This window comes from Acinetobacter brisouii CIP 110357 (assembly GCF_000488275.1).
Lineage (GTDB): Bacteria > Pseudomonadota > Gammaproteobacteria > Pseudomonadales > Moraxellaceae > Acinetobacter > Acinetobacter brisouii.
In genome coordinates, this window is sequence record NZ_KI530762.1 from 1,973,703 (window position 1) to 1,991,256 (window position 17,554).

Below are 17,554 nucleotides of genomic sequence, written 5' to 3' on the forward strand. Positions count from 1 at the left end.
TTGAAAATCGAATAATTTTTAATCAAAAAATATTTATTATTTTCAAAAAGTTATCATACAAAAGTTGCACATCAACCAGTCATTCATAAGGCTAGGCTAAATTATAGCAATCTATTACAATACACAATCTTGTGGATTTACTGAGCATACCATTTTGAGTAACGAGTCATCGAAATTACAGCGTGGCTTAAAAAACAGACATATCCAACTGATTGCAATGGGTGGTGCAATTGGTACGGGTCTGTTTCTAGGTTCCGCACAAGTCATCCAATCTGCTGGGCCATCGATTATTTTAGGCTATGCAATTGGTGGTTTAATTGCATTTTTAATTATGCGTCAACTCGGGGAAATGATTGTTCATGAACCAACGACAGGTTCATTCAGTCATTTTGCGTATAAGTATTGGGGAAATTTTCCAGGGTTTTTAACAGGCTGGAATTACTGGATTTTATATATTTTAGTGGCAATGTCTGAATTAACGGCCGTTGCAAAATATATTAACTACTGGTGGCCATTTATTCCTGCGTGGGTGTCTGTGCTTTTCTTCTTTATTGTCATTACCTTAGTCAACTTAGGCAATGTCAAATTCTATGGCGAATCTGAGTTCTGGCTTGCAATTATTAAAGTTACAGCCGTAATTGCCATGATTATTTTCGGAATTGTATTATTAGTCACGGCTGACCCAAGCTCAGGTTCAACGATTACCAATCTATGGACACATGGTGGTTTCTTCCCGAAAGGCTTTAGTGGTCTATTTTACATGCTTGCCTTTATCATGTTTGCCTTCGGTGGAATTGAACTGATCGGTATGGCAGCGGCAGAAGCTGAGCAACCAGAAAAAACCATTCCGAAAGCGATTAATCAGGTGGTTTTTCGTGTTCTGATTTTCTATGTCGGTTCGCTCACGATTTTATTATCACTTGTGCCTTGGGACAAACTACAACTCGGTGGTTTAGATAAAAGCCCATTCGTAATGATTTTCAGTCAGTTAGGTATTGGCTGGGCTGCGAGTATTCTGAACTTCATTATTTTAACAGCGGCACTCTCTGTATATAATAGTGGAATGTATGCCAACAGCCGTATGTTGTTTGGTTTGGCAGAACAAGGCAATGCACCAAAAGTGTTCCTGAAAGTCAATAAACAAGGCACACCAATTCCTGCGGTGTTATTTTCAGCGCTACTGATTTTTGCCTGTGTATTATTGAACTACTTTGTCCCTGAAGGTGCTTTAGGTCATCTCATGTATATTGTCGTTGGGGCTTTGGTTCTGAACTGGGCAATGATTGCACTGACCCATTTGAACTTTAAAAAGGCAATGATTAGCGAAGGAATTAAAACTAAATATCCTTCATTGCTATACCCGATCACCAACTATATTGTTTTAGTTTTTATTGTGGTTGTGCTTTACATCATGTGGATGCAAGGCTTTAAAGAGTCTGTGATCATGATTCCAATTTGGATTGCACTGATGTTTATGCTCTTTAAAATGCTTGCTGCTAAAAAATCTTAAGGAGAATGGGTTAGAGATCATATTATCTGATCAAAACCTGATTTTCTGAGTATTTTTAAAAAGTTATTGCCCCGCAATAACTTTTTTTTTATGAATGTTTGAGGTAGAGTAACGCCTAAGCTGCGGTCTTAGCTTAACTGGATAGAGCAGTTGCCTCCTAAGCGACCGACGTGGGTTCGAGTCCCGCAGACCGCACCAATTTATAGTTTATTTTTAGCTTTTAGAGTCCAAACAAGATCTTAATTAAAAATAAAATCAGCAACTTAAATAAAAACACTATCTATCCAAGTATAAAATATCCTATTGGAATTTAGATTTTTTTGCGGTATTTTTTACGGTAAGACTACTGATCGCAAAAAGCTATACCGCAAAAATGCCAAAAATCGTCATTCCACTTACAGATACAAAGATTAAGACCCTCAAAGCTGATCCTGCAAAAGTTCAGAAATTAGCTGACGGTCATGGTCTATTCCTAATTATTTCTAAAACTGGTGAAAAAACTTGGCGGTTTGATTATTCACGCCCCTATAGTAAAAAAAGAAATTCCTTAAGCTTTGGCTCCTACCCTACAGTTACATTGGCTGAAGCACGAAGTCGACGTGAAGATGCTCGTACCTTACTTGCCCAAAATATTGATCCTTATTCTGAGAAAGTTAGAATTGAGAATGAGATTTTAAGTGCAAATAAGAATATCTTCTCAGAAATTGCAGCAGAATGGTTTGCCAAACAAGATTTTGCTGAATCCACAGTAAAGGGACAACAACGACTATTGGAAGTGATTAACCAACATATTGGGAAAATGCCCGTTCATGAGATTAAGCCAATGGATGTGCTCAAGGTTTGTCAGCTTTATGAAAAAGAAGGAAAGCTAGAAACTGCCAAGAAAGTTAAAGTGAAATGCGGTCAAATTCTACGTTACGCCGTATCCATTGGTTTATGTGAACGTGATCCAACTCAAGATTTACGAGGTGCTCTTAAAACACCCCGTGCGAAGCATATGGCAGCTCTGGTTGAACCGAAAGACTTTGCCTTACTTCTGCAAGATATTGATCACTATGAGGGCTCAGCAATTACACGCTATGCATTAAGAATTGCGCCGTTAGTGTTTGTACGACCGGGAGAGCTACGCCATGCCAAATGGCAAGATATTGATCTTGAAAAGGGTTTATGGTGCTATACCCCACCCAAAACAAAATTAAAGACAGGCGTACAACATATTGTTCCGCTATCTACGCAAGTAATTCATTTACTTTCTGAACTCTCTCAAATTACTCGGCATAAAAGTGAATATGTTTTTCCAGCAACAACATCCAACCTAAAACCAATGTCTGAGAACACGATTAATCAGGCTTTACGTCGCTTAGGCTATACCAGTGAACAAGCCTGTGGACATGGCTTTCGTGCTTCTGCACGTACAATTTTAGAAGAGGTTTTAGACTTTCCAATTGAACTGATTGAGCAGCAGCTTGCCCATCAGGTTAAAGACATGCATGGTCGCGCCTATAACCGTACCAAGCACTTAGAAAAGCGAAAGGTAATGATGCAAACATGGGCAGATTACTGTGATGAGCTAAAAAGCTCATCACAGTAATTGATATATGCTTAAAATTAAGATTCAGTTATGATTTACTTTAGATTTTTATAGTATTGCAGCAGAGCTATGTTTGAAGATATTGATATTTTAAAACAAAAATTGGATCAACATCGTCCTCTAGCCCCTTCTATTGTCAAAAATTTGCAGGAAGATCTAATCTTACGTTGGACATATCACTCTAATGCTATTGAAGGCAATACACTGACTTTGCTTGAGACTAAAGTTGTTCTAGAAGGTATTACTGTTGGTGGCAAAGCTCTACGTGAGCACTTTGAAGCCATCAATCATCGTGATGCAATTTACTACGTGGAAGATATCATCCGTAAAGATGAACCTTTTTCAGAGTGGCAAATTAGAAACATTCATCAACTCATTTTAAAAAATATTGATGATGACAATGCTGGGCGTTATAGACAGCAGAATGTGTTGATTTCAGGCGCAACATCAAATCCTCCTGACTATACTCTACTGAATGACAAAATGGCTCAGTTTGTAGACTGGTATAACGCTGAAGCCAATCAGCTACATCCAATTGAACGTGCTGCTAAAGTACATGCTGACTTTGTGGGAATCCATCCTTTCATTGATGGTAATGGACGTACTTCTCGGCTACTTATGAACTTAGAGCTAATGAAAGCAGGCTACCCACCATGCGTGATTACTGTTGAGAATCGCCTTGCCTACTATGAAGCACTAGATCAATGGATGGCTTTTGGTCAAACGGAAAAGTTCGTTCAATTGGTTGCAAATGCGGTACTAGAAGGTTTTAAGCCTTATCAGGTGGTTTTGGGGATTTAACAAAGATAAACTCCAAATTACCCATCTCACTGTATTTAGCAGCTCATTATTATTAGTTTATTTATCAATTTTTCAAAGCATTGTATTATATTCACAATAATTACAACCTATCACAATCATGCTTCTAAGAAACGAAAACTTTTATCATATTGAATACCTAGGTGAAAAAGGCATTACACAGAGATGCTTAGTTAGTCTCGGCAATTTGATTCAAACCAATCCCAACCTTACCTATGCCTTATTACTGACTAACAATCAAAGTCATGCATTAATTATTAAAGATATTTTTGAATCTTATTTTGTTATACGTTCAGGTTTTGCATCTGGTTACTCAGGCGAAGGAGCCAAAGGCTTAGCTACAGCTCTCAGCCTTTTAGAAAAACATCAAATTGAAACTGAAGAAATCTTAGTTAGTTCAAAAATCCTCAATAAATTAAACCATTCTTCACTTAGTGATGTAAATATTGACTCATTATTTAGTCAAGAAATTATTCGCCCAATACGTCTACACGACTATATTTATCCCTTCAGAACGGAAGTGTCAGAAGTTTATAATCCTAAACGCTACTATCCTCTCGAACTACCGTACTCAATCATTGATGACAGAATTTTTGATCTTGCTTTACTCTTTAAACAAGATCCAGACTCTGCTCTTCTAAAAGCTTATAAACGGCTAGAAGATATAGTGAGAACAAGAACTGGAATCAATGTGAATAGTAGTAGATTATTCTCTCAAGCACTACTTCCACCTAAAGGGTGTCTTACTTGGGATTTACCAGATAATTCAGAAATTGATGGTCGAGCCAATTTATTTATAAATACCTATAAAGCTTTTAGGAATGCACGCGCTCATCGAGAAAAAGATGAAAATTTTATTCACCAATATCGGGAGTTTTTACTAATTAACGAATTATATTTACTTGAAAGTGAAGCTATTCCCCTTAAAACAGAACAATAATTCTAAAGTCCGAGTTCAACTTCCAAAGCTTTATAAGTATACTTTGTTAAAATATAGATACTTATAAAGGGTAAACATGTCTCCAGAAGATAAAGCTCGGGTTATCATTGATCAAAAACTAGAATCTTCTGGCTGGCTTGTTGTCGATAAAAAAGATTTTAACCCTAGTGCAGCTTTAGGTATTGCTGTCCGTGAATTTCAAACCCAAACTGGTCCCGCCGATTACATTCTCTTTGTGAATCGCACTCCTGTCGGTGTGATAGAAGCGAAGCGTGATGAAGAAGGTGAAAATATCACCACACACGAACGCCAAACTAAAAGGTATGCAACATCGGGCTTTAAATCAAAGAAACCATATGATGACCTTCCCTTCCTTTTCCAAGCAACATCAAAAATTACTCGCTTTACAGATAGACGAGATCCTGAACCTCGCTCACGTGAACTTTTTTGGTTTTATAAACCTGAGTTTTTAAATGAGTTATTTAAAAAAGAGAAGACTTTACGCCAACGGCTTCTAGAGATGCCATCTTTGAATATTGACAACCTAAGGGAATGTCAAATCGATGCAATTACAGGACTCGAAAAGTCATTAGCTGTACAGCAACCTCGTTCACTCATTCATATGGCAACAGGTGCTGGCAAAACGTTCACGGCTATTTCCTCTGTCTATCGCCTGCTTAAATTTGCAAAAGCCAAACGTATTTTATTCTTAGTTGATACCCGAAACTTAGGTAAACAGGCTCATCAAGAATTTATGGCATTCACACCACCTGATGATAAGCGTAAATTCACTGAGCTCTATAATGTTCAACGTCTAATGTCTTCTACATTAGACACTAAAGCTGATGTATGCATTTCTACCATTCAACGCATGTACTCGATTTTGTCGGGTGAGAAGTTAGATGAGCAAGATGAAGACATAAATCTAAATGAACTGAATACAATAGAAGAAAATGCTCGCTTATCTAAAAAGCATATTCAGTACAACCCTAATGTACCTCTCGAATCATTTGATTTCATTATTATCGATGAGTGTCATCGCAGTATTTATAATTTATGGAAACAGGTCCTCGACTACTTTGATGCTTTTCTTATTGGCCTCAGTGCAACACCTGATAAACGTACCTACGGCTTCTTTAATGAAAATATTGTCGCTCAATATAGTTATGAGCAATCTGTGATCGATGGTGTCAATGTCGGCTATGACATTTATGAAATCGAAACCAAAATTACCAAGAAGGGTCAAACGATTCGAGCAAAGCAATTCATTGATCGCCGTAGTCGCCAAACACGTGCAAAACGTTTAGTCGAGGCTGATCAAGATATTGTTTATACACATAAAGACCTCGATAAGGATGTGGTAAACCCAAGTCAAATTCGTAACATTATTCGTGAAATGAAGCGAGCTGTTTGCCAAGAAATTTTCCCAGATCGTCAGGAAGTCCCTAAAACGTTAATCTTTGCCAAGTCAGATAGTCATGCAGATGACATTATTAATATCGTTCGTGAAGAGTATGGTAAAGGCAATGAGTTTTGTGAAAAAGTAACCTATAGCGCCAAAGATCCTGATGGTGTACTCAGCGATTTCCGTAACGAATATAACCCTCGTATTGCAGTGACTGTGGACATGATTGCCACGGGAACTGATGTAAAACCTTTAGAAGTTTTACTCTTTATGCGGGATGTTCGTTCTAAAGGCTATTACGAACAGATGAAAGGTCGTGGTGTTCGTAGTTTAGACGAAGATGGCTTAAAGAAAGTCTCACAAAGTGCTAGCGGAGCCAAAACTCGATTTGTGATCATCGATGCTGTGGGTGTAGAAAAATCACAAAAGACCGAGAGTCGCCAATTAGAGCGTAAACCAACCACAACCTTAAAGCAGCTTATGGATGGCATCATTATTGGTGATGTTGACGAAGATACAGCGCTGAGCTTAGCAAACCGACTCATTCGCCTGAATAAAAATTTAGACGCTGAAACTCAATCTAAAATTAGCCAAATCACAGACGGTAAAAGCCTAAAACAGATTACTGAATCGATTTTGAATGCGGTTGATCCTGATACGATTAATCAAGCCATTATCACTGATGCTACGTCCCAAGGTCTTGTTGTTGATGAAGATTCAATTGCAGAACAGCAATATTTAGACAAGATGAGTGAACTACTTGAGCAAGCTTACCGTGTATTTGATGATCCTGAACTTAGAAATTTACTGATAGAAAAGAAAGATGCTGAACAAATCATCGACACCGTAAATATTGATCAAGTCATTCATCGTGGTTTCTCTGCCAATGTCGAACAAAAAGCTCAGGAAGATATTGAGAAGTTTGAAGCATATTTAAAAGAACATCGTGAAGAAATTGAAGCCTTAAGTTTCTTTTATGATCAACCCTATCAACGCCGTGAACTGACTTTAAGCATGATTCAAGAGCTTCATGATAAACTCAGCCGTCCTCCGCTATTGCTTACAACTGAACGTCTTTGGTCTGCTTATGAAAGAGTGAAAGGCAGTCAAGTTAAAGGGGTAAATACTCAGCGTAAATTAACTGACTTATTGTCGTTAGTTCGTTTTGCTACTGGCTTAGATCAAGAGCTTTCACCTTTTAACGAAGACGTCGATAAACGATTTAAAAAGTGGGTCTTCAGACATAATGCTCAGAATGCAACGGCATTTACTGAAGAGCAAATGACTTGGTTGCGTTTGATGAAAGATCATATTGCAAATAGCTGTCAACTGACACCGAATGATTTTAAGTTAGGTTCATTGGCGAGTCATGGTGGGGCATTTAAAGCGGCAGAAGTTTTTGGTCGAGAAAAACTTATGCCATTAATGAAAGAATTAAATGAAGAGTTAGTGGCATGAGCAAAAGTTTACCTAAAGGTTGGTGTTGGGCAACAATTAACGATACAGGAACATATATTAATGGTTTTGCATTTAAACCATCTCATCGCACTGACTCTGGACGACCTATTATTCGTATCCAAAACTTAACAGATCCAAGTAAGCCCTTCAACTATACAGAATTAGAACTTCCTGACGATTACAAAGTTATCACAAACGATATTTTAGTAAGTTGGTCTGCAACCTTAGATGTTTTTTTATGGCATGGTCCAGATGCACTACTAAATCAACATATTTTTAAAGTTGTTCCTAATGAATCTTTAGTAGATAAGACTTTCTTGAGATACTCTTTAAAAAAATCTATTGAGGAATTATTAAATACGGAACATCTTCATGGAAGTACCATGAAGCATATTAATAGAGGCCCCTTTCTAGCACATCAAATTCCATTACCCCCTTTGAATGAGCAAATCCGTATCGCTGATAAAATCGATGAATTATTTAGCGAACTCGATAATGGTATTGAAGAACTTGAAACAGCTCAGAAAAAATTAGAACTTTATCGTCAGTCATTATTAAAATCAGCTGTTGATGGTGAACTCAGTAAAGAATGGCGTGAAACTCAAGCCGAAGTTTCTGAAACTGGCGAACAGCTATTAGCACGTATTTTAAAAGAGCGCCGTGAACGCTGGGAACAAGAGAAACTTAAAGAATTTGCAGAAAAAGGGAAAAATCCTCCTAAAGATTGGCAGGAAAAATATCCTGAGCCTGTTCAACCTGATACCGAAAATCTGCCTGAATTGCCTGAAGGTTGGGTGTGGTCAACTATCGACCAACTAACAATAGAACAGCGCTACGGCTCTTCTGCTAAAACCAATGATGATCAAAATGGAATTCCTGTTCTTAGAATGGGTAATATTCAAAATGGTGATATTGATTTTAATAATCTCAAATATTTACCTAAGACTCACGATGAATTTCCAGCTTTATTCCTTGAAAAAGGCGATCTTCTTTTTAATCGAACAAACAGTAGAGAATTAGTTGGTAAGACTGCAATATATAATGGTGAGCATACCCGTTGTTCTTATGCATCATACTTAATCAAAGTGAAATTTCATTCTGATTTTAATTCAAATCTTGCAGCTTATTATATTAATTCAGTTTTTGGGAAAATTTGGATCAATGATGTTGCTGTCCAACAAACAGGACAAGCTAATGTTAATGGTACTAAGCTCAGTCAATTATGTATTCCTTTAATGAATCAAGCAGAGCAAAGCTATATTGTTGAAAGATTCAACGAATTAAAAGATGCCTGTGAATGCTCTTTTATACAGATTGGAAATAATATTAAGCTTCTAACTATGCAAAAGCAAAATATTCTAAAAGATGCATTCACTGGTGTTTTAGTTCATCAAGATCCAAATGATGAACCAGCTCAAGTATTGTTAGAACGCATTCAACAGCAACGAGAAGCTGAAGCTTTAACAAAAAAAGCTACCCCAAAAAAACGCTCAACCCCAAAGGCAAAAAAGGAAGTTGGTATGTCTCAGACTATCCTCGAAATTTTACAACAACAGTCAGATTGGATTTCAGGTCAAGACTTGGCAACAGCTTTCGGACTAAATGCTAACAGTAGCATTGAGGATATTGAACAATTTTACGAGCAGCTTCGTACACTGAGTCTAGATGACAAAATCATGGTAAAACCAGACAAACAAAACAATAAAGAACAAGATCTAATTAAGCTAAAGGATAAAACTGATGCGTCTTGATTACTTAAAGATTGGTAGTGCTAAGGATAGCCCTACCCATCAATTTAAAAATTTAAAGAATGTCTGTATCGACTTCGATGAACATCAATCAATTACTATTGTTATCGGCTGGAATGGGACAGGAAAATCGAATGTATTAGAAGCACTTGCTATTATTTTCAGAGATTTAATCCAACCACCTAAAGATAAAATACCAGCTTTTGCTTATGAACTTAGATATGAAATTGGATCAGGTATAACCAAAAAATACGTCACTATTCAAGCCGATCCAGATTTAGAAAAAGATGAATATATTTTTTCGTATGTCCCTTTTCAACCAATTCTAGAACCATCAAATATAGATAAATCCCCTATCAATTTATTCGAGCTAAAACAATCTGATTTATTCTCAGAAAAAACAATCCCTAACACTGAAAATAAAGATGATGCTTCTGAATCAACTAAACCTATAAATGTCTCTTTTGCAAAATTTACAGCTGATAATAGTGAGTTTTTACCAAAATTTGTCTTTAGTTACTATTCTGGTTTAAGTACTAGAATGCAGGATATTTTTACACCATATATCGAACAATATGACAAAAAACTAAGGGGTGGTAAAACTTCAGAGGAAGTCGGTTTCAAACGCATGTTTTATGCACTTCCTATTCATAGTCAATTTGTCCTTTTAGCTTTTCTATTTAAACAAGATGAAACCATTCAATCTTTTTTAGAAAACCAGTTAGGTATCGATGCTAAGTCTGGAATCGAATCAATTCTCTTTGAGCTACGCCAACCATCTTGGACAAATAAAAATGAGGATGGTGATCCAAGACTTTGGGATGCAAAGGGAGTGGTTAAAGAGTTTCTCAGTGAACTGTACAACCTTTCGTTAGCACCGATTAGACTGACAAAAAGTTCAAAAAGCAGCTTGTGGAATAAGAAAACTCGTGAATATCAATATCTATTCCTTAAAGATATGGCGTCTTTTCAAAGACTCATGGAGCATAAAGAACCGCGAATTCTATTTCGTGATTTAGAAAGTACTTATGTTTCTGAATTAATTGAAGCTGTGCATATCCGCGTTAAATTAAAAAAGAATAATGGCACGGTCACTTTTAAAGAGTTAAGTGAAGGCGAGCAACAACTACTGACGGTTTTGGGTTTACTACGCTTTACAAATGAAGAGGAAAGTCTCTATCTGCTCGATGAACCTGACACACACCTAAATCCTAAGTGGTCTGTTGAATATTTAAAATATTTAGAAGCTTTCATGAAAGGTGAGACTAATGGGTCGAGAACAAATAGTCATGTTGTCTTAACTACTCATAACCCTATTGCGATTGCAGAGCTCAAAAAAGAACAAATTCAGATTTTGCATCGAGATTTAGATCAATCAATTAAATCCAAAGAACCTGATATCGATCCACGAGGTATGGGTTATGCCGGAATTATTACAAGTGATATGTTTGGCTTAAATTCTAGCCTAGATACATATACACAGAAATTACTCGAACGTAAAAATGTGTTTACAGTAAAAGATACCCCTTTAACCAATGCTGAAAGAACTGATTTGATGCAAATCAATAATGAACTTGAAGATCTCGGCTTTAGATTTTCTATGCGTGATTCACAATATGAACGATATCTCAAAGCGCTTCATAATCACGAAAAAAATAAATTAAATCAGAATAGTCAATCTTATAGTGATACGTCAGAGCAGCTTAAAATCGCTGAAGAAATAATTCAGACTCTATTAAAACAAAACAACGAGGATCAATCATGAGATGGATTGATCTGACAAAACTAAATGTATCAACTGAATGGAAAAACAAGGCTACTGCCGCACAAACAACAATAGATAGTGATCCTGATTTGAATTCATCAGAATACCCTAATATTTGGAGTGAATTAAAAGAAGAACTCAAAACATTATCTTATAATAAATGTTGGTATTGTGAAGCTCGAGAAAATCGATCGGATAATGCTGTGGATCACTTTAGACCAAAATCAAAATATAAATGGCTCACGTACAATCCTAATAATTTCAGATTTGCATGCACTTTTTGTAATTCAAGAAGAACTGACCATGCTACTGGCCAAACAGGTGGTAAAGGAAATTATTTCCCACTCCTTGACCCTACGACTGAGGCTAAAGATGATGCTGGATTAAGATCAGAAAAATATGTTCTTTTAGATCCTTGCGATCCATTAACTCCCTCTATCATTATTTACGATGATGAAGGAATACCAAAACCTAGCCTTCTAGCATCAGCGATAGACAAACAGCGATTGGAAACATCCATTCAATATTATCATCTAAACCATTCAGAATTAGTTGAAATGCGTAGACAACTTGGATTACAAATTAATGAGTGGGTCAATGAAGCAAATGATTATTTTTTAACAATAAATGAACCATCATCTAAGACTGCTTTCACAAATAAACTCAAAGACTTATGTAGACTAATTAAACCAGAAAGCCAATTATCAACCTTTGCTAGATGTATTATTCAAGGGCATAAGGACAAAGCTTGGATAGACTCTTTATTTCAAATGATGTGAGCAAAGCATTACTAATATCTATACAATACTGTAGCTTTTAAAACTGTGCTTGTAATTCATGAACGCAACAACTCTCATCTCTAAAATTTGGAATTTCTGTCATACCTTACGTGATGATGGTGTGGGCTATGGTGATTACCTAGAACAACTGACGTTCTTACTTTTCTTAAAAATGGCTCATGAACAAAAAACACTAAATCCATTTGAGTCAGTCGATGTTGGTATTCCAGCTGGTTACGACTGGGAAAGCCTGATTGTCCTGAAAGGCGCTGAATTAGAAGAACATTACCTCAAAGTATTGAATAAACTTGGTACGATGTCGGGCATGTTAGGTGCTATTTTCTTTAAAGCACAAAATAAAATTCAAGACCCTGCAAAACTGCATCGTTTAGTATCCCTGATCAACGAAGACACATGGAGTGGTATTGGTGCTGATGTAAAAGGTGACATGTATGAAGGTCTTTTACAAAAAAATGCAGAAGATACCAAAAGTGGTGCTGGTCAGTACTTCACCCCTCGCCCTGTGATTGATGCAATTGTTGAATGTGTACGACCAAAACCAATGAAAACAATTGCAGATCCTGCATGTGGTACAGGTGGTTTTTTCCTTGGTGCGCATAAATATTTACTATCCCAAAAACTAGATAACAAACAGGCTGAATTCTTAAAAGAAAAAACCTTCTTTGGTAATGAGATTGTCGCAAGTACACGCCGTTTATGTTTGATGAACTTGTATCTACATAACGTTGGTCATCTTACAGATGAACCACATATTGCCCGTGCCGATGCCTTAATCAGTGAACCTTCAGTAAAAGTAGATTACGTTTTAGCCAATCCTCCTTTTGGTAAAAAAAGTAGTATGACTTTGACCAATGAAGAAGGTGAAGAAGATAAAGAGTCCCTTACTTACGAGCGTCCTGACTTTTGGGTGACCACATCTAATAAACAATTAAATTTCTTACAACACATTGTCAGTATGCTGAAAGCAGACGGTAAAGCTGCTGTAGTTTTACCTGATAATGTACTGTTTGAAGGTGGTGTCGGTGAACGTGTACGTAAAAAGTTATTAACAGGATGTGATGTTCATACGATTTTGCGCTTACCTACTGGTATCTTCTATGCAAATGGCGTAAAAGCAAATGTGATTTTCTTTGATAACAAACCTAAATCAGAGCAAATCCAGACTAAAGGTATTTGGTTCTATGATCTTAGAACGAATAAGCGTTTTACACTGAAAACTCGCCAACTTCGTAAAGCTGATTTAGATGATTTCATCAAATGCTATAACCCTGAAAATCGTTTTGAACGTCAGGAAACAGAACGTTTTAAATATTTCAGCTTTGATGAAATTATTGCCCGCGATAAAACTAGCCTAGATATCTTCTGGTTAAAGGACAATAGCTTAGATAATCTCGATGACTTACCTTCACCAGATGTACTTCAGCAAGAAATCATTGAGCATTTAGAAGCAGCATTAGATGCTTTTAAATCAGTATCTTTAAGTTTGAAAAATTAATTATAAAGCTAGGCCAATTCTACTAGCCTAGCTTTAATTTCTTTCGCCTTTGATGAATAATTACCATAACTACTTTCTACTCCTTTAAACCATCAGCTGAACTGGGAAAACTTCTCTTAGCCATGGATACCGAATTTGATCCGAAATTATTGGTGATATAATTCAACAGACTTTTTACTCTTTACATAATCGACAATTACCTTTCAAATTAGGATATGACGAAAGTTATGAAAAAATAAAAAATGATCAAGAAAACTATTATATCGCTCACCGTTTAAATGGGATAACTGAATATTATTCAATCGAAGAAGTATTAGTATGATCAAGTTCAACTCAACAAGTAAATCAACCTCTAACCCAAGAAAATTTCAAACAAAACAGTCAAACTGGAATTAATGAAAAAAAGAGAACCAAAACTCCCATCTAAGTTAGCGGTTTGCTAACTTAGATTCAATCCATTGATTGATTTCCAATGCAGACCAACCAACACGTCCAACCGTTAAGTTCACTTGCTTCGGAAAAGTTGGATCGTATTGCTTATGTTTTTCATTCATGATGTTATAAATCGTTGCTCGACTCAAACCTGTGATCTGAATAACTTCTTTTAAGTTAATGATTTGATTCATGGTAAAAGTTTGACCAATAAATGTAGTCATGACGGGCGCTCCTAATATCAATAAAGCGAGCTGTGTGTTTCGCTCAAATGATGGGGCATCCTGTAAAAAGTTATTTTTAGAATACCCATTCACCTGCTCATGTCTAATTCACCACCCGAACACTGTGCTGCAAACCTTGTTGAATTTGCTGAAGCCCACTGATGTTCTGATTTAGATCAGCTGAGGATGTCTCAGTCGACGCTTCAGGATAAAACTCCTCTACAACATCCATTCCATCTCCTCCCTCATCCCGATCAAACACTGCATTGGCATAACCCTGCCGCGCCACCTGATCCAGTGACTCCTGTTGAAAGCCACAGGCTTGAGCCTCCTGCTGTAATTGCTTTGCTTCGACAATCGCTTGCTGCAAACTGATTCCTTCCCTGAGCGTTAGATCAACATAGTAGATCGGTGTGCCATAACTTTGACTGGTGCTTTTACCTCTTAAAGTGAGTTGTAAAGGCAGACAGGACAGTAAGCCATTCACTGCAGCATGGTAATAACGCAGGCGTGCGATCAAAGTGCGAATGCTGTTAAAGCTTGTGGTTCGGAGAACAAAGCTGCCGAGTTCATCCTGCTCATCCAGATTGACGTATAAACGGGCATAGGGCTTGCACTGTCCACCTTGGGCCAGTGGACACAGATCAGGCGATGGACAGGGATGCTGTTCAACCCCGTTGCCTGTGCGACGCTGACAGCTTTCACCATCACCAATACACACAGGTCGTCCCGTCTGACGGTCAAATAGAGTGTATTCAGCACGGAGATTAAGATCAGGGTCATCAAATAGCATCCGCACTGGAATGCTTCGGAGTTTCTGATTCGGGGCTTTGGCGCGAAGTTGCTCATCTAAAGGATGTTTCACCCAACCCTCTTTACTGTGAATCTGACTGGTAATGGTGAATTGATCATCTTTTTCTGGTAGGCGTTTGCCATTCTTTTCGACTACCTTGCCGATGCTAATGCGACCGAGTACGGGTGGAGTAATCACTAAACCTTTGATCATGTTGATATCCTCTTCATTAAATGGAATAAAAGTGCAATAAAAAATCCCATGGTATAAGTATGGGATTTCTTAAATTTGTTGAATGTGAATGCGGTCGAGCAAACCCACTCAGTTCAATCGTGATAAATCTGAAAACGTCGACTGCCCTGCTTGCTTTGTGGAAACTGCTGTAAATATTCAGGATGTTGTTTGAGTAGCGCCTTACTATCTAAACTGATTGAATCTTTGGAACGCTTCCACGTGACCGAGCCACCCTGAAATACCGCGCGTTCCGCATCCTGCATCTTGGCTTGTAGCTGATGTTTGAGTAGGTCAAATTGCTCCTGATGCTTCTCGATGTGCTGACGGGTTTGAATCAATTGCTCAAACTGTTGATTGGCTTCAGTATCTTCAGAGAGATCAGCAGTCATTAGGGGCACATGCTCGGGATAGAGCAGTTGTAGGGCTTTAGCAGCCGAGGCACTGGCATCGACTGAAGGCGGAATATCCTGCTCGACACAGTCCCAGAACTGACGCTCGGCTTGAATGATGTGACGAATCACCGATTCACTACGGGTGACTTTAAAGATTTTGGTCTCATGCCCACATAGCAACACACAGACATGCGCGGCTTGTTTGCCTGTCACCGCCAGTTGATGTTGTACCTGACAAAGTACATATAACGGTACGCCATCACGCCAGAGCTTTGCACCATGTTCCCCTGCGGTTTTACATTCCAGAATCTGCACTTCAGGAGTGCCCACCACTGCGTAATCCAAATTGGCGAGCATAAAATGCTTATCTGGATCAGGGTGCTGCAATACTGCATTCACGCGTCTGACTTTATGCTGGGTATGCAGGCTGTAGTATTCCGCCACCAGTGGTTCTAGCTGTTTGCCCCAATACAAAGGTGCATGCCCTTGATGATTATCTTCAAGGTTTTGCTGAATCCGTCCAGTTTTAATCATCCATAGCTCCAACATTGACATGTAGGGATTCAACCCACATGCTGCAGCACAATCACTGCTACCAATACCTTGCCGACGTACTTCCAGCCATTCGGCTTGGCTGAGTTTTTTGGTATCGACAAAGCGTTTGGCTGTAAACAGTTTCGGACGTTGCTTATTTATGGCAGCTTGAGTTGATGCCGATGGATTTAAAATTGAGAGTGCTGTATTCATAAGAATTTCCTGTAGGTGTTAAATTTTTGGCATAAAAAAAGCCGTGTCCGAAGACACAGCTTTGAATGCAATTTCATGTGTAAAAGAGCTTGAAGATCAGGATTGAAGAACTTGTACGCTAACTTGAGCGGTCGCTTGTACGGTGGGTAGCGATCAAGCTTAAGCAATCAGACGTAAAGCCTGCTCCAGTCCACGTTGTTTCAGGGCTGCACCTGCACCAAACCATGCCGAGTCCAGACGATGATCCTGACTCATGGCACGACGCTCATGGTCGGCAAACTCCGTGATACTGCACAGCAAGCCATAAGCCGTGTCTTTGGCAGAACTTAGTTCCGCACCACGTCCCTGACCGTTAAACATACTCATGACTTTGGACATGGCTCGTCCATTCGGTTCGGTTTTGGTCTCGGCTTTGTTCGTCGCAACATTGCGGTAGAACTGAATGATGCTGTCGTCCTGATCGGCAATGCTGAGACTGGTATTGTTAAACACGGCATCAAAATAAGCCGCTGCTTCAGTTTGGCTGACCTTACGTTGGCTGAGCTGTTTCATTTCGTACATATGCTCACCCCATGCACGGACTGAAATACCCAATTGCTGTTTCACCTTCTCGGCATCGAACTTAGTGCTATGTGGCACTTTGACCACCCCAGCACTGCTGCTTTGTCCTTTCAGGGCAATCGCCAAAGTGTTATTACACACTACACGAATGGAAGTGAATTGTGCCGTAGTGGCAAGCGTTCCATCACATGCGGTGGCGAGTAAGATATAGCCATTGCTGACATCCTTGCCTTTCAGGGCTGAGCTTTGCCTAGTCTTGGCGAGTGCCCAGAACTTCTTACCGCCTTTAAGTACCCCAGCGGTTTCCAGCTCAAAGCCTGCCTGTTCGGTTAAGTCACGGTAAAACTCCAAAATTTCAAGTGGCTGGACTTCCTGATAGCGTTGACTCACGACGGATAAGGGTGCATGAGTATCCGAACGATATAACACCCGTTGTTCCTCGAATGGCAAGATCAGGCTTTGCCCACGTTCATTCTGTGCCATATAGCTGACATTGGAGGATTCAATCCGCCAGTCCATCCCCGCCTGTTGTGCCCAGACTTCAATCGGTTGATTGGGTGTCAGTGGATTCCCCAGACCATGCCAAGGGGTTGCACCGACATAGGCCATATTTTCAATCAGATGTGCCATGGTTGTGTCC

13 protein-coding genes and 1 tRNA gene are annotated in these 17,554 nt (G+C 38.6%); 10 read left to right on the forward strand and 4 right to left on the reverse strand.

What is annotated here, in order from left to right; translation table 11 throughout:
• Positions 1-154: 154 nt before the first annotated feature.
• From P255_RS09505 to P255_RS09550, 10 genes are all read left to right on the forward strand, one after another.
• Positions 155-1,510 carry an amino acid permease gene (locus P255_RS09505; RefSeq protein ID WP_004899895.1) on the forward strand — a complete coding sequence of 452 codons (1,356 nt, stop codon included), beginning with the start codon at positions 155-157 and terminating at the stop codon, positions 1,508-1,510.
• 122 nt (positions 1,511-1,632) lie between these two features.
• A tRNA-Arg gene (locus P255_RS09510) sits at positions 1,633-1,708 on the forward strand.
• 175 nt (positions 1,709-1,883) lie between these two features.
• Positions 1,884-3,101 (forward strand): tyrosine-type recombinase/integrase, encoded by a 1,218-nt coding sequence (locus P255_RS09515; protein ID WP_004899893.1) that lies wholly within the window; start codon positions 1,884-1,886, stop codon positions 3,099-3,101.
• Positions 3,102-3,170: 69 nt separating this feature from the next.
• On the forward strand, positions 3,171-3,902 hold the full coding sequence (locus P255_RS09520; RefSeq protein WP_004899890.1) for a Fic family protein: 732 nt from the start codon (positions 3,171-3,173) through the stop codon (positions 3,900-3,902).
• A gap of 118 nt (positions 3,903-4,020) precedes the next feature.
• Positions 4,021-4,860, forward strand: coding sequence for a TIGR02391 family protein (locus tag P255_RS09525; RefSeq protein ID WP_004899888.1), 840 nt, complete (start codon positions 4,021-4,023; stop codon positions 4,858-4,860).
• 76 nt (positions 4,861-4,936) lie between these two features.
• On the forward strand, positions 4,937-7,723 hold the full coding sequence (locus P255_RS09530) for a type I restriction endonuclease subunit R (protein ID WP_004899885.1): 2,787 nt from the start codon (positions 4,937-4,939) through the stop codon (positions 7,721-7,723).
• Positions 7,720-9,474, forward strand: a complete 1,755-nt coding sequence (locus P255_RS09535; RefSeq protein WP_004899883.1) for a restriction endonuclease subunit S — start codon at positions 7,720-7,722, stop codon at positions 9,472-9,474. The genes P255_RS09530 and P255_RS09535 overlap by 4 nt, the downstream gene beginning before the upstream one ends.
• On the forward strand, positions 9,464-11,236 hold the full coding sequence (locus tag P255_RS09540; RefSeq protein WP_004899881.1) for an AAA family ATPase: 1,773 nt from the start codon (positions 9,464-9,466) through the stop codon (positions 11,234-11,236). The genes P255_RS09535 and P255_RS09540 overlap by 11 nt, the downstream gene beginning before the upstream one ends.
• Positions 11,233-12,015, forward strand: coding sequence for an HNH endonuclease (locus tag P255_RS09545; RefSeq protein WP_004899878.1), 783 nt, complete (start codon positions 11,233-11,235; stop codon positions 12,013-12,015). Before P255_RS09540 ends, P255_RS09545 begins: the two co-directional genes overlap by 4 nt.
• Positions 12,016-12,073: 58 nt before the next feature.
• Positions 12,074-13,531 (forward strand): class I SAM-dependent DNA methyltransferase, encoded by a 1,458-nt coding sequence (locus P255_RS09550; RefSeq protein WP_004899875.1) that lies wholly within the window; start codon positions 12,074-12,076, stop codon positions 13,529-13,531.
• Positions 13,532-13,959: 428 nt separating this feature from the next.
• On the opposite strand, the gene P255_RS09555 is transcribed toward P255_RS09550, so the two are convergent.
• From P255_RS09555 to P255_RS09570, 4 genes are all read right to left on the reverse strand, one after another.
• Positions 13,960-14,187, reverse strand: coding sequence for an AlpA family phage regulatory protein (locus P255_RS09555; RefSeq protein ID WP_004899872.1), 228 nt, complete (start codon positions 14,185-14,187; stop codon positions 13,960-13,962).
• A gap of 103 nt (positions 14,188-14,290) precedes the next feature.
• Positions 14,291-15,193 carry a recombination directionality factor gene (locus tag P255_RS09560; protein WP_004899869.1) on the reverse strand — a complete coding sequence of 301 codons (903 nt, stop codon included), beginning with the start codon at positions 15,191-15,193 and terminating at the stop codon, positions 14,291-14,293.
• Positions 15,194-15,306: 113 nt separating this feature from the next.
• Positions 15,307-16,353 (reverse strand): YqaJ viral recombinase family nuclease, encoded by a 1,047-nt coding sequence (locus tag P255_RS09565; protein WP_004899866.1) that lies wholly within the window; start codon positions 16,351-16,353, stop codon positions 15,307-15,309.
• A 159-nt stretch (positions 16,354-16,512) separates the two neighbouring features.
• Positions 16,513-17,544, reverse strand: coding sequence for a DUF932 domain-containing protein (locus P255_RS09570; protein ID WP_004899863.1), 1,032 nt, complete (start codon positions 17,542-17,544; stop codon positions 16,513-16,515).
• Positions 17,545-17,554: the final 10 nt, after the last annotated feature.